General features: G+C 67.7%; 10 protein-coding genes and 3 pseudogenes. 5 read left to right on the top strand and 8 right to left on the bottom strand.

Annotation, left to right across the window (positions count from 1 at the left end):
• Positions 1–99: 99 nt before the first annotated feature.
• Together WH07_RS41045 and WH07_RS41040 are read left to right on the top strand one after the other, a co-directional pair.
• A pseudogene (locus WH07_RS41045) lies at positions 100–689 on the top strand (TIGR02679 domain-containing protein); the annotation flags it as partial.
• A 42-nt stretch (positions 690–731) separates the two neighbouring features.
• The gene (locus WH07_RS41040) at positions 732–1,289 is read left to right on the top strand and encodes a DUF2399 domain-containing protein (RefSeq protein ID WP_332836350.1); all 558 of its coding nucleotides are present in this window, start codon (positions 732–734) and stop codon (positions 1,287–1,289) included.
• Positions 1,290–1,600: 311 nt separating this feature from the next.
• On the opposite strand, the gene WH07_RS10630 is transcribed toward WH07_RS41040, so the two are convergent.
• From WH07_RS10630 to WH07_RS10620, 4 genes are all read right to left on the bottom strand, one after another.
• On the bottom strand, positions 1,601–2,275 hold the full coding sequence (locus WH07_RS10630; RefSeq protein ID WP_046498529.1) for a hypothetical protein: 675 nt from the start codon (positions 2,273–2,275) through the stop codon (positions 1,601–1,603).
• Positions 2,272–2,820 (bottom strand): RNA polymerase sigma factor, encoded by a 549-nt coding sequence (locus WH07_RS10625; protein ID WP_269801360.1) that lies wholly within the window; start codon positions 2,818–2,820, stop codon positions 2,272–2,274. The genes WH07_RS10630 and WH07_RS10625 overlap by 4 nt, the downstream gene beginning before the upstream one ends.
• A 16-nt stretch (positions 2,821–2,836) precedes the next feature.
• The gene (locus WH07_RS39685; protein WP_052744324.1) at positions 2,837–3,079 is read right to left on the bottom strand and encodes a hypothetical protein; all 243 of its coding nucleotides are present in this window, start codon (positions 3,077–3,079) and stop codon (positions 2,837–2,839) included.
• Between the two features lie 541 nt (positions 3,080–3,620).
• Positions 3,621–3,791, bottom strand: coding sequence for a hypothetical protein (locus WH07_RS10620; RefSeq protein ID WP_157877324.1), 171 nt, complete (start codon positions 3,789–3,791; stop codon positions 3,621–3,623).
• A 392-nt stretch (positions 3,792–4,183) separates the two neighbouring features.
• On the opposite strand from WH07_RS10620, the gene WH07_RS10615 reads away from it, so the two are divergent.
• The 3 genes from WH07_RS10615 (at position 4,184) to WH07_RS39680 (ending at position 10,311) form a co-directional block, all read left to right on the top strand.
• Complete coding sequence (locus WH07_RS10615; protein WP_052744323.1) at positions 4,184–8,878, top strand: DUF6531 domain-containing protein; 4,695 nt, start codon at positions 4,184–4,186, stop codon at positions 8,876–8,878.
• Complete coding sequence (locus WH07_RS10610; protein ID WP_046498520.1) at positions 8,875–9,885, top strand: hypothetical protein; 1,011 nt, start codon at positions 8,875–8,877, stop codon at positions 9,883–9,885. The genes WH07_RS10615 and WH07_RS10610 overlap by 4 nt, the downstream gene beginning before the upstream one ends.
• Before the next feature lie 72 nt (positions 9,886–9,957).
• Positions 9,958–10,311, top strand: a complete 354-nt coding sequence (locus WH07_RS39680; RefSeq protein WP_198533777.1) for a hypothetical protein — start codon at positions 9,958–9,960, stop codon at positions 10,309–10,311.
• 79 nt (positions 10,312–10,390) lie between these two features.
• Here the strand turns inward: WH07_RS39680 and WH07_RS37385 are convergent.
• The 4 genes and pseudogenes from WH07_RS37385 to WH07_RS10585 all read right to left on the bottom strand — a co-directional run.
• Positions 10,391–10,534: pseudogene (locus WH07_RS37385) on the bottom strand (ATP-binding protein); the annotation flags it as partial.
• 115 nt (positions 10,535–10,649) lie between these two features.
• Positions 10,650–10,964: pseudogene (locus WH07_RS10595) on the bottom strand (hypothetical protein); the annotation flags it as partial.
• Between the two features lie 18 nt (positions 10,965–10,982).
• Positions 10,983–11,315, bottom strand: a complete 333-nt coding sequence (locus WH07_RS10590; RefSeq protein WP_232788809.1) for a hypothetical protein — start codon at positions 11,313–11,315, stop codon at positions 10,983–10,985.
• A 259-nt stretch (positions 11,316–11,574) separates the two neighbouring features.
• The coding region (locus WH07_RS10585) for a tetratricopeptide repeat protein (protein WP_157877323.1) at positions 11,575–13,581 on the bottom strand (2,007 nt) is incomplete at its 5' end.

Below are 13,581 nucleotides of genomic sequence, written 5' to 3'. Positions count from 1 at the left end.
GCCCCCGTCCGCAGCTACCTCAACGACCCCAGCCTCACCGCGCTGTGGACAGCGGCCCGCAAACGGCTGGAGCGCAACCGCCTGGCCCCCACCGGCACCGTGCAGGCCCAGCTCGACGCCGAAGGCGCCAAACGGCTCGGAGGACTGCTCGGCACCCGGCTCGAACCCGGCCTGCGCCGCATCCAACTGGGCGCCCTGGACGCGGCCTTGCGGGCATCAGCCGCCCAATGCGGCCTCGTCAGCATCGTGACGGAGCTGACCGGCCAGCCCCTGCAGGACCGGATGTCGGCCAAAGAGGCACAGCAGACAGCGTGGACAGCGCTCTGGCAGCAACTGGACGCCGACCTCACCCATGCAGACCTGGCCCACGCGGGCTGGATCGCCGACTGGCTCGGGGAATTGAGGAGCACCGGCATCCTCACCGCGCCGGCATCGAGGCGGCCACCACCGCCCTCAGCAGCGCCGTACGCACCCTCGCCACACTCACGAACACACCCCTTCACACCCCGGCCGGCACCGGAGCAGAAGCTGTGAAGCAGTGGGAGCTGAGCGAGCTCGCCGCATACACGACCGGCGACGCCCACGGACTCGACGAGGGCCGTCTCACCGGCATCCTGGTCCTCAAGGCCATTGCAGCAGCCTGCACACTGCCGTCACCCGGCTCAGCAGCAAGCCGCCGCCTGCTGTGGGAACAGGTCGGCGTCAGCACAGACACCGTGTCAGGGACCGTCATGGTATGGCGGCTCGCCCCGCCCGGACCCCACCCCTGGGCCCAGATGATGCGCACCCGGCGCGACCTCGCACTGGTAACTCATCTGACCCTGCAAGAACTGCACACCGTCCCCGATGCTCCCTTGACGACGCCGGGAACGACCGTGCATTTCTGCGAGAACCCGCAGGTGCTTCAGGCCGCCGCCCGGTATGGCCTGCCCGGCATCCTGATGTGCGGCAGCGGTAACCCGTCCGCAGCCGGATGGGAACTACTGCAACGACTCACCAGCGGCGGAGCGGACGTCGCCTATCACGGCGACTTCGACTGGCCCGGCATCGCCATCGCCGGCCGCGTAATGCGGGCCGGAGCACGTCCCTGGCGCATGCACACTGCCGACTACCTCAACTCGCTGGCCGAGTTGCCCGCCGAACGACTCCTCCCTCTCGCCGGGCCGGCCACCCCCACCCCTTGGGATCCTCAACTCGCAGCAGCCATGATCCAAAACAATCTCGCCGTACACGAAGAAGCCCAGCTCCACCATCTCCTCCCAGACCTGCGCCACGCCAAATCCCCGTGACACTCGTAACGGAACTGACGACATGACCACGCGGACCGACTGCCGTAGATCGCCTGTCGCCGGTCCTCGGGCTGCGGTTCGGTCGGTCTTGCTCCAAGGTGGCCGGCACTATCTGACCGGTGTGTTCACCGACTACAGGTACGTATACCCCGCCTCCGGCCGCATCCGGATACCCGTCGAAATCATCGATGCCACCGAAGTCGTCAGCAGCCAAGAACGCCTCAGCTACCGTTCTTCGTAGTAGCGAGGACTGCGACCGACTCTAATCTCCATCCACCCCAAGACAAGACCGTGCTTCTGCGCTCGCCGGTTCAGAGTACGGAGACTGTGGTCGGGCATTCGCTGTCCTCGAAGATGTAGGTGATGCTGTCGCGCGTCCATCTCAGCAACACAACGAGCATTTCCGCGGTCGATACAAGGCGTTCGCCGACCTGATGGGCCTTGGGATGCGTGGTGGTGCAGAGGGCTTGCTGGAACGCGGCGCGGAAGTTGGTGATGTCCGCGAGGGCGCGATCGTGCAGGGCTATGGCTTCCTGGCGGCTGAGGTCCCGGCGGAGGAGCCCGTGCTTGAGTCGGGCCAGGTGGGCGTTGCAGTCTGTGAGGAAGTCCGAGGCCAGCCCCCAGGGGATGCGCATGCTGTCGGGCAGCAACGCCCGGCCTACGACCGTCATGGTGCGTGTGGTGGTGATGGCCTTGTCGAGTTGGTGGGGCAGGACGAACAGGCTTCGTAGGGCCAGCCAGGGGGCGATGCTGTCTGCCGCCTCGCGCAGGGCTGTGTCGAGGTGTCCCCAGTGCCCGTTGTCGGTGTCGTCTTCAGTGACGGTTTCGGGCACGACAGCCGCCGCGAAGATTGCTGCGCAGCCAGCATCAAGGTCGATCGCTGCTTCGACTCGTTCGAGCGTCGCGGTGTCGGCGGCGGCCAGCCAGTCGTCGAACGCGGTGTCGTCTTCCGCGTGGGTCTTCGGAGTGGGGGTCGCCTTGCTCACTCTGCGCCTTCCTTTATCAGTTGCCAGGCCTGCTTGAGGTGCTTGCGGGCTCGGGCCAGGTTCTGTCGTACTGCTTCGGAGCTGATGCCCAGGTGTTCGGCTGTCTCCTGCGGGGAGAATCCGTCATATGTCCAGGCGAAGGCCTGGCGCTGGCGCATCGGCAGGGAAGCGAGGACGTTCAGCACAAGGGCTTCCTGGGCTCCCAGTTCTACGGTTTCGGCGGGGCATGAGCCGCCAGGTTGGTCAGGGAGATCCTCGTGAGTGTGTTCACGCTGGCCCCTCTGTTTGAGCAGCTGGCGGTAAGCGACGCGGCGTAGCCAGGCCTGCGGATGGTCAATGGTCTCCCAACTCTCCCAGGCAAGAGCGAATGCGGCTTGCGCGGCTTCGACGGCTTCGTGTCCGTTAGCGCCGTGGCGCATGACGAAGACGGTCAGTCGGGGCATGAGGTCGCGGTAGTGGTGAGCGAAGTCCGCTCTGGCTTCTGAACTGGAGGGAGAGGACGGGGCCGGCGCCTGGACAAGCGGACCGGCCTGGAAGTGTGACACCGGGACTGGTCCTGCCTCACTCATCGGCATCACCGGGTCGGCAGGTGGCAGGGCCGATGCGGATGGTGACTTGGCTTCGGTCGGCGCGCTGCTCGGAGATGAGGCTGCCGGGCGGCAGCGCTCTGACCCGGCTGCTGATGCCGGACTCGCTCAGCCGTGCGAGTTGCACGGCTGCCCGCGCACGCAGCCATACGTGCAACAGGCGTACTGCACAGGCGCCGATCCCTGCTATCAGGGAGGTCACCGCCATCGTGTCCATGATCGGCCTTCCACTCGCGCGCCCTTGCCTGGGAAAGGGGTGTTTGGCAACTGATGGAATGTAGTGCGACCAGAGTGTTCGAGCGTGACGCTTCTCCGGCACGTCTTTTCTAGCAACGCGGGTACACAGGCTCTGAGTTGTGCAGATCCGCAGCTCAGTTGGACGCAGTAGCGGCTGCGCATTCCCGGAGGTGACGCACACCACATAGTGCTCACGCTATGGCATTGGCCATCTGTCGCGCTCCGCCGCCAAGCGAGAGGCGGGCCAGATGCAGCGGCTCGGGCCGGGACGCGGACAGCGCTCCTTCACGGGGCTCAAGAAAGGGGCTTCCTTGCTTTGTGATCTCGATGGTGCTCTAGGGTTTCGCTTTGTCCCGGTGACGGCTCGTGGCTGGGATTACGTTCTCCTGGGCGGAGTTGGATTGTGCGCGGTGTCTGCGGGCACGACGTCGGAACGAGCCTCCCTCGGCGGTGTCGCACATAGGGTGGGCCTTCCGGCTGCGTGCCGCTGGTGCGCCGCTGGCGATCCAGCCTTACTGCCGTCACGTCATCGTGCGCATGCTGTCGTGGACCGGCTCCGCGGTCTCCCCGATCGGCCTCCACATTTCCGCCCGCCAGCTCTCGATCAAGTCCGCGGGGACGAACGCGGCGATCTCGATCGCCTGCGCGGTCGGCAGCGGCAGCGCGGCCAGTTCCTCATCGGTGACCGGCACGGTGTCGCCTGACGGCAGAGCCCGCGACGGAGCCTCGGAACGGGCTGCCCAGAGGACGCGGAGCACATCTGGTAACTGGATGCGTGAACGTCACGGACGTTCCAGCGCCAGCGGCGGTTAGTTCCTCCCCGCTACACCCAGCCGTCGATGGTCCATTCCATGGCGTCCGCGTCCGGTCGGGGGCTGGAGATTCGTGGGTGGTCAGGTCCGTATGGCCGTGCTCCTGGTTGTCCAGTCCGCGCCCGCCCGCGTCTGGGGCCCGATGTATGCGAGCAGTTCGCCGTCCGGCCCGTCGGTCGGCTGGTTTGGCTGCATCACGGATTATTCCAAGGTCTGCGGCCGTGATAGGACTGTTTGGCTTGATGATCTACGGCTGATACGGGGGCGGGGTCATGGCTGTCACGGTGCCGGATTGGGCGGACACGCTGCTGGAGCTGGTGGGGGTGAACTGGCCCAACGTCGACGAGGACGCCTATCGGGACATGGCGGACGCGTTACGGGAGTTCGCGGACGACCTCGCCGACGACGGTCAGCTCGCCAACAACCACATGGAGCGTTTGCTGTCGTCGGGTCACGGCGAGGCGATGGACGCGCTGAATGAGCACTGGGGCAAGGTCAAGGGCAAGCACCTGAAGGACATGGTGTCTGCGGCCCGGACGATTGCGGGCGCACTCGACATGGCTGCGGGCGCGATTGAGGCCATGAAGTGGAAGGCGGTTGCGGAGCTCGGCATTCTGGCCGGCCAGACGGGTCTCGCCATGGCGCTGATCCCGGTGACCGGTGGTCTGTCGGCGCTGCTTGGCGCCGGTGCGATCGCTTTCACGAAGAAGCAGTTGCTGAAGCTCATCACGGGTGCGATGGAGGAGGCGGTCGGTCACATCGTGGCGGTGATGACCGAGCCGACCGTGGCGGCGCTGGAGAACATGGCCGCGGACCTGGTGGTCCAACTGGGGGCGAACGCGCTGGGCGTGCAGAACGGTGTGGACCTCGGCCAGACGAAGCAGGCAGGGAAGGATGGCTTCGACCAGGGTGTCCAGGGTGCCAAGGAGGGCATGAACCTTGCCTCCGCCGGAGGCGGTGGTGGCGTAGGCCCCAAGGGCAAGGGCTTCCACATCGAGCACGACGAGCATGATCAGGCTGGCACCAGGCTGAACTTGGTGAGCGTCGGTATCCACGGCAAGACCGCTGGCAAGCTGACGAAGGCGAAGACGGCCCAGGGCCGCAACAAGGGCCGGGACGACATCGCCGACGCGCTGGACCCTGTCATCGAGAAGGCCATGGGCGCTCTGGTGAAGTCGGCCAAGACCATGGGCGACCACGTCGGCGAGACCCTGCCCCAGGCCGTCAAGCAGATATCCAAGGACCACAAGAACAACGACGACGACACCCGCGAACGCCTCGCCCGCCAGCGCAGGGATGACGATGGCCGGGACGGTGCGGGCGGCGCGGGCGATCACCGTCGCCGCGGTGACGGCGACAGCGCTCGAACGAGGCCGAACGGGCTGCGCGAGGTCCGTGACGACGCTCGTCGCCACTCCATCCCGCTGGACCGCAAGACGTGCAAGTCCGACCCGGTCGACATCGTGACGGGGGAGATGACCCTGCCGCAGGTCGACCTCTCCCTGCCCGGGGTGCTCCCCCTCGTCATGGACCGTACACACCTGTCGAAGTACCGCTACGGTCACTGGTTCGGCCGCAGCTGGTCCTCGCTGTTCGACGAGCGCCTGGAAGCTGACCCCGTAGGAACGGGTGTCGTTTGGGCGCGCAGCGACGGATCGTGCCTCGTCTACCCCCGGCTCCCGAAGCCCGGCGGTGATCGGGTTCTGCCCACCGAGGGACCGCGGATCGCCCTCGCTCACGGCGGCGTGCACGAGGACGAAACCACCTACACCCTGTCCGAACCCGCGGGGCTCAGCCGCTCGTTCACCGGGAGTCCGTACCGCACCTCCCCGGCCTACTGGCTCACCGAGCTCAGGGACCGCCACGACAACACCGTCGTCCTCGCCCGCCGCCCGGACGGCGCGCCCTCCAGGGTGTCCCACAGCGGCGGCTACACGGTCAAGGTGGACGTGGCCGACAAGCGGATCAGCGCCCTGCGTCTGCACACCCCGCAGGGCCCGGTCACCGTCATGTCGTACGGATACGACGCGGACGGCAACCTCGATGCCGTCACCAACTCCTCCGGTGCGGCGACGCGCTTCGCCTACGACCCCACTGGCCGCATCACTTCATGGACCGACCGCAACGGGTCCACCTACCTGTACGTCTACGACGCCGCTGGCCGCGTGGTCCAGACCGTGGGACCCGACGGCTTCCTGTCATCGCGCTTCTCCTACGACAGCGAGGGTGGCATTACCCGTTACACCGACTCCACCGGCGCCACAAGCGTCTTCCGTTTCAACCGCCTCCTCCAGGTCATCGCCGAGACCGACCCCCTGGGCAACACGGTCAGCCAGGTCTGGGACCGCTACGACCGGCTCCAGAGCCGCACCGACAGCCAGGGCCGCAGCGTCACCTACACCTGGGACGAGGACGGCAACCCCACTTCCGTACGCGAGCCGGACGGCTCTCTCGCCACCACGCAGTACAACGAGCGGGGCCTGCCCACCGTCGTGACCGCCGCCGACGGAAGCGTGTGGCGCCGCACCTACGACGACCGCGGCAACAACGTCTCCCTGACCACACCGGACGGGGGCACCACCCGCTACGCGTACGACCCGAACGGCGCCCTCGCCGCGGTCACCGACCCGCTGGGCAACAGTCGGACCTACCGCAACGACGAGGCCGGTATGGTCCTCGCCCACACCGACGCCCAGGGCAGGACGACCGCCCTGGTCCGCGACGCGTTCGGCCGGCCCGTCTCCGTCACCGATGCCGACGGCGCCACCACCACATGCGCGTGGACCGTCGAAGGACACCTCACCTCACACACCCGCCCCGACGGCGCCACCCAGCGGTGGACCTACGACGGGGAGAGCAACTGCCTCACCGAGACCGACGCCAACGGCGGCATCACGAGCTACGAGTACACCCACTTCGACCAGCCGGCCTCCCGCACCAGTCCCGACGGCGCCCGCTACGACTTCCGCTACGACTCCGAACTGCGCCTCACCGAGGTGCGCAACGCCGCCGGACTGACCTGGACCTACACATACGACACCGTGGGACGCCTGGTATCCGAGACCGACTTCGACGGCCGCACCCTGCACTACAGCTACGACCCCTCGGGCCGCGGACACAGCCGCACCAACCCGCTGGGGCAGACCGTCACCACCCACCTGGACGACGCCGGCCGCGTCATCGCCCGCAACGTCGAGGGCGCCGTCACCACCTACGCCTACGACCGGTCCGGCCGCCTCACCGAGGCGCACTCCGCCGACTCCGTCCTCGCCCTTGAGTGGGATGCCATGGGCCGCACCGTCGCCGAGACCGTCGACCGACGCACCAGCCGGTACGGCTACGACGCCCTCTCGCGCCGGACCCTGCGGGTCACCCCCGGCGGGTCCACCACCCGCCTCACCCACGACGAGGCGGGCAACCGCACGCACGTAGTCCTCGACAGCCACGGCATCGCGTTCGCCCATGACGCCACCGGCCGCGAGGTGGCCCGGTCCTTCGGCAGTTCCGAGCAGCCCGTGGTCCTCGGCACCGCCTACGACGCCGCGGGCCGGATCCGGGAGCACCGCCTCACCGCCCAGGACCGGACGCTCAGCCGCCGCCTCTACGCCTACCGCGCCAACGACTGGCTGGAGACCGTCACCGACGGGCTGACCGGCAACCGCAGGCATTACGAACTTGACCCGGCCGGACGGCCCCTGCGCGTCGAGTCCCGCGGCTGGACCGAGACCTACGCCTACGACAGCGAGGGCAATCAGACCTCCGCCCACTGGCCCGACAAGGCCCCCCACGCCGAGTCCCGGGGCCCGCGTGCGTACAGCGGCAACCGGCTGCAATCCGCTGGTGCGCTGCACTACACCTACGACGCGGCCGGCCGCATCGTCGAACGGCGCAAGAAGCGGATATCCCGCAAGCCGGACATCTGGCGTTACGAATGGGACGCGGCCGACCGGCTGACCGCATGCACCACACCCGACGGCACCCGATGGACCTACCGCTACGACCCGCTGGGCCGCCGCACAGCCAAGCGCCGGCACGCCTCCGACGGGACCGTCGTTGCCGAGACCCTCTTCAGCTGGGACGGCAGCCGTCTGGCGGAACAGACCGACTCCTCCACCGGCATCACCTTGACCTGGGAGTACGACGGCCACCGCCCGATCGCCCAGGCCGAGCGCCGCACGACGCAGGACCCCGGCGGCGACCAGGATTCCGTCGACGCCCGCTTCTTCGCGATCGTCACCGACCTCGTCGGCACACCCACCGAACTCGTCGACCACACCGGCGCCACTGCCTGGCGCAGCCGCGCCACCCAGTGGGGCGCCACCGCCTGGAACCGGGACGCCACGGCACATACCCCGCTGCGCTTCCCCGGCCAGTACGCCGACCCCGAGACCGGTCTCCACTACAACTTCTTTCGCCACTACGCCCCCAACCCCGTCGGCTACGTCACCAACCCCGCCACCGAGGCCGATCCCCTCGGGCTGGCGCCCTGTATGCAGAACCTGGAGGACATGGCACACAAGATCTCCCAGGTCCTGCCCAAGCGCGGACAAGAGGGACAGACCGTCGCCATCATCGCCACGCGTCACAAGGGGAAGGACGTGCTGATCGTCGCCGGGACGAGCAAGAGCAAGCTGACCCCCGCCCAGCGGAAACTGGCCGAGGAGATGGGCCTCTACCCGCTCCCGAACGACCAGTACCTCCCCCGACACCGCCCAAGGTCCCAGGCGGGCACGCAGAGCAGAACATCATCCACTACCTCAGCCGCCTGCACAACAAAGGCTCGGACGACTGGCTGCCCACCCACGGCGCGGCCATGCGCAGCGTCTGCCCCGATTTCTGCGCCCCCATCATCCGCATCGAGGGCATGCTCGCGGGGCCGACGTACGGTGACGACAAACCCACCCACCGGCGGCAGTTCTACTGGCCCAGCCGCTACACCCCGGACACCGACTAGGAAGAGCACATGAACTACCCCCACGTACCCGTACGGCTGCTCGCGCATGAGTCCCTGCCCGGCATCACCGAGGCATTGGGGAACATGGGCGGCTGGCTCCTGCGCGACGGCGCACACTGGCTCGTGACCCGGCACGAGGGCACGATCACCGCCAACAGGGTCAGCACCGATCGCTCTCAGGTGGTCGCTGCCCGCGCCACGTGGAACGACCCGGCTCCGGACGATCCCAGCCTGTACTGCTCGCCGTTGCCCGACGGTGCCTCGGCCATGAGCACCCGGGAGGCCGTCACCATCCAGGAGCCCGACGGAACCGTCCGCTGGGAGCACCGCCACCGGGACTGGCAGCATTCGCCCGAGGCCGCTGGCGCGTGCACGCCCGACCCGGCCGGCCGTGTTCTTCTGGCAACCATGGCCGGACCCACCGGAGCCGACGGGCTCTCCACGGGCGACATCTGCCGCGCCCTCGACCTGGCCACCGGCGAGGTACTCGCCGAGCATGTCCTGCCGTCCTTCTCAGCGGCGTATGCCTTCCAGCAGTTCCCGGACGCACGCCCTGAGGTTCTCCTCACCGCTTCCATGGGCCAGGACGGCACTCACTGCCTCCTGGTCGCCTACACGGCTGCCGGGCTCGACGTCCGGGCAGCGGGCACCGCCGAGGAACCCTACGTCGGCCTCGGCGCGGACGGGGCGCTGGTCAGCCAGGACGTCGGCGGCGGATACCTCTGCCGCACACAAGACGGCGCCGACGACGTGATCATCGAGGCCAGCAATGTTCTCCCGGACGAAAGGGTCTTCGTCGGCTACACCCCAGGCTTCGTCGACGACGAGCGGATTCTGGTCGTGACGGCCGAGGAACAGTGGGCGGAGGAAGGCACCCACCTCCTCCTCGACGCCCGCACACTCAGGCCCCTCGCCGAGCTCGACTACCCGCAGACACCGGGAGCCACTGCCGTGCCGCTCGGCGACGGCACGTGGCTCATCCGCGACGAAGAGACAGTGCAGCGCTGGACGACCGCCTAACCCGGATCGCCCTCGATCGGCGGGCAGGGCAGAGGACGGCTTCGCCCGCCTGGGTCGTCTCGGTCGGCGTCAGTGGTGATCGGCCGTTACCTCGAGCCCGATTGCTACTGCCCTTGGGCCGCTGTGCAGACCCCATCAGGGGCATCGACAGAAGCCGCCGAGGGGGTACAAGTGTCAATTATCCAGAGACAGTTTCCGGTTGGTTCCGGACCGGCCGATGTCCAGGTCGAGGAGCGCGGTCAGGGCCGTGCCGCTGTTCCAGAAGCCAAGAAGATCAACATCGACGAGAACCAGAGCGTGGCGAGCGGCAAAGGCCCGGCCTGCTTCAGCAACACCAAGAACCGCCGGGCCAAGCTGACCACCGACAAGCTTGCCGCGTTGGCCGGCCTCGGGCCGGAGTGGGAGGCAGCGGAAGGAGCGGTGTGATGGCCGCAGACGATGAGGAGCGGCGTGTACAGGAGGCCGTGCGGCGGGGCGCCCGCAACAGCGCCTTCGCGGTGGCGGAGGCCGCGCAGAGACGGGGATCGGTGAAGGTCTTCGTCCAGCCGCCGAACGACTCGTTGGAGGCGATGGCGACGCTGTTCTTCTCCTCGCGTTCGGTCAGGACCTGGAAGAGGAGTTCGGCGCCGTGGCGGTCGAGTTCCATGTGTTGGGTCGGGGACAGGACGCCGTGCACCGTTTCCGGTGTCGGTTTTCCCGTCCCCGCCCGCCGAACCCGCCGTGCGAGTTGGCCCCGCAACGGGCTCTCCACGTGATCCGCTGGATCAGGCGAGGTATTCACTGACTTGGCCGACGAAGGCCGCATCGTCGTGGCTGGTCCGGCGGAAACGTGCTCCGGCCGGATCGACCTCGTCAATGTTGTAAGGCGTGCTGATCTGCGCTCCGCGAAAGCGGTAGCGTTCGACCTTCGTCTTCGCCGGGTTGTAGGGAACGAGCCCGTTTTCTTGGATACGGTCCGCTCCGAAGAAGCGGCGCCGCAACTGTTTCCAGGTTATCCGGGGGTGCTTGTAGCGAATCCATCGGAGCATCCGCCACCACGTGTACCAACCGAGGTAAGCGAACGTCCTCTTTGACGCGCCATAGCGGAAGTAGACCGCCTAGCCCCGAAGGACCGGGTTGACCGTCCGCAGCACCTCCTCCAACGAGAGCGAACTCGTGCTCCGCCGAGCGGCAGCGCTGAGCGCGCCAGCGGCGGCCTGCTCCGGGCCGGGGTCGCGCAGCGGATTGCGGTGACCGCAGTCCCAGCACTTCACGGTCTCTGGGAGGTTCTCGAATCGCGTGCCGGAAACACCGAAGGAGCCGTCCATGCGGAAGCTTCCGCAACCCTGGCTCGGTGTGGCGTGGAAGAGCTTGTCGCAGCGGAAGCAGGTGCCTTCCGCGCTGGTCTGGTCAAGGCGGGTAACTCGGGTGTCGCCGCTGCCACATCGCACGCAGAACGCTTCTCGTGTCTCCGTGGTCCGGGTGTACATCAGGTTCGCGGCGTCGTTGCCCCTGCTCCGATCCGGAGGCGTTGCTGGCCGTCGCAGAGCCGTGACGCGGGAGCTACTCCGGCGTTGGACAGCGCGAACCCATACCGGGCCCCGGGGACTCCATGATCAACAGCAGATTTGTCACACTGCGGATGGAGCCAAGCGAGGGCAAGGTCGGACGCTCGTAGTGCCGTGCCGCTAGAAGGCGCAAACCGGCCTCTCACCGGTGAGGGGGCCGGTAGCCGAGGGCTGCAGCTTCCCGGGACGCCTTCCTCGCTTCGGCCCGACGCCCGAGCTGTCCGAGCGCGTGGCTCAGGATGGTCAGCGCGGCGGCGAGGTCGGGCTCGTGAACGCCGGGGTGCAGCGCGGTGAGTCGGCGTAGAAGCTCTACCGATTCTTCAGCGGCGTCCGCTGCGTCGCCCCACCGTCCTCCGATCGCCAAGTGGCCACCGAGGTTCCGCAGGTAAGCGGCGAGGTCGGGGCTGGTAGCGGGGTTGCTCTCGGTCAGTCGGCGCTGGGCGGATACAGCGTGCGTAAACGCCTCCAGTGCCTCGGCCCACTGGTGCGTTTTGGCCAGGTGGAGACCGATGCCGGTCAGCAGGTGGGCGAGAAGTCCTTCGTGACCGGCAACGGGTGCCTTGGGCTGTCGGAGGTAAAGCGCTATCGGTTGTGTAGCCGTTTGCATGGCCTCCGCCCATCTGCCCTGCCAGCCCAGAGAGACAGCGAGGTTCGTCAGCGCTTTCGCCAGGTCGAGCTCATGCGGGGTGGGGTTCGCCTCGGTCAGTGGACGAAGAATGGCCACGGCCTGCTCAGCGGCCTTCTCCGCATCCGCCCATTGCTCCCACCTGCTGAAGAGCAGGCCGAGGTCGTGCAGAGAGCGACCGAGCCTCAGCTCGTAGGAGCGGGCATCGTTGTGTGTCAGTCGGCGGAATAGGGCCACCGACTGACCCATGGCCGTTACCGATTCGTTCCTCCGCCCCAGCATCATCAGACTCATACCGAGGTGGTTGAGCGAGTCCGCCAGGCGGGGTTCGTAAGCCGCCGGATTCACGTCGCAGAGGCGGCGGTGGATGGCCACCGCCGCCTCCGCGACCTCTAGGGCTTCGGGCGCACGCCCTACCCTTAACCGCCACTGGGCCAGGTTGGACAGCGAGATGGCGAGGCCGGGTTCGTGGGTGGCGGGGTTCGCCTTGACCAGTCGGCGGTACAGGGCGACAGCCTCCTCTCCCGCCTCCATCGCCTCCGCGAGTCGTCCTGTCGCGGCCAGGTCGGCACCGGCGCTGCTCAGCGCGTTGGCGAGGCCGGGTTCGTAGGCGGCGGGGTTCGCCTTGACCAGTCGGCGGTACAGGGCGACAGCCCGCTCAGTCGCTTCCAAGGCCGCCTCCCGACGGCCCATCGAGGCAAGGCTGTTGCCGAGGTTGGTCAGCGAGTCGGCCAGGTCGTGTGTGTAGGCGGATGGGTTGACTTCGGCGAGTCGCTGCCGAGTGGCCGCTGCCTGCTCGGTTGCCGACAGTGCTTCGGCCGACCGTCCAGCGTCCAGAAGATGGTTGGCGTGGTTGTGCAGGAATTGCGCACGCGATGCCTCCCTTCCGGTGTCGACCTCGTCGAGTTGCTCCAGGATCACGGCCTGCTGGGATGCCACGAGGCCCTCGGACCTTCGCCCCACTGCCGCTAACCAGAGACCGAGGTTGGTCAGCGAGGCAGCGAGGAGTTGTCGATTGGAAGGGGCAGAGCCGGTGTGGGGTTCTGTCTCGGCCAGTCGGCGGAAGATGGATACTGCCTGTTCAGTCGCCGCCAGAGCCTCCTCGGCTCTCCCCAAGCTCCCCAGAGAGGCCCCGAGGTAGTACAGCGAGACTCCGAGGTCACGTGAGTGGGCTCCGGCGTTCTCGGCGCCCAATCGGCGATAGATCGCCACCGCGTACTCCTGCTCGTTCACGGCTTGTTCATGGAGCCCGGCGTTGGAGAAGCGGAGACCGAGATTCATGGAAATGCTCGCATGCACAGCCGGATCGTCACTGAGGGAGTACCAGTGCTCGGCGAGACGGACCGTGAACGCGGCGATGCCGGGGTCCAAGTCCGCGTGGCGTTCGGGATAGGGAAAGAGCGACTCGATGGTGTCCAGGAGTGCGGGGTCGATGTCGTCCAGGACGGCGAGGGCGGTCAGTGCGGCGCTGCCTGCCTCGATGGCGAGCTGGGGGGCGGCACGAAGGAGGGGGTAGAGGTGGCG

Source organism: Streptomyces odonnellii (genome assembly GCF_000981895.1).
Classification (GTDB): domain Bacteria; phylum Actinomycetota; class Actinomycetes; order Streptomycetales; family Streptomycetaceae; genus Streptomyces; species Streptomyces odonnellii.
Note: the sequence above shows the minus strand (reverse complement) of the source record. Positions and strands in the feature narration are given on the sequence as shown.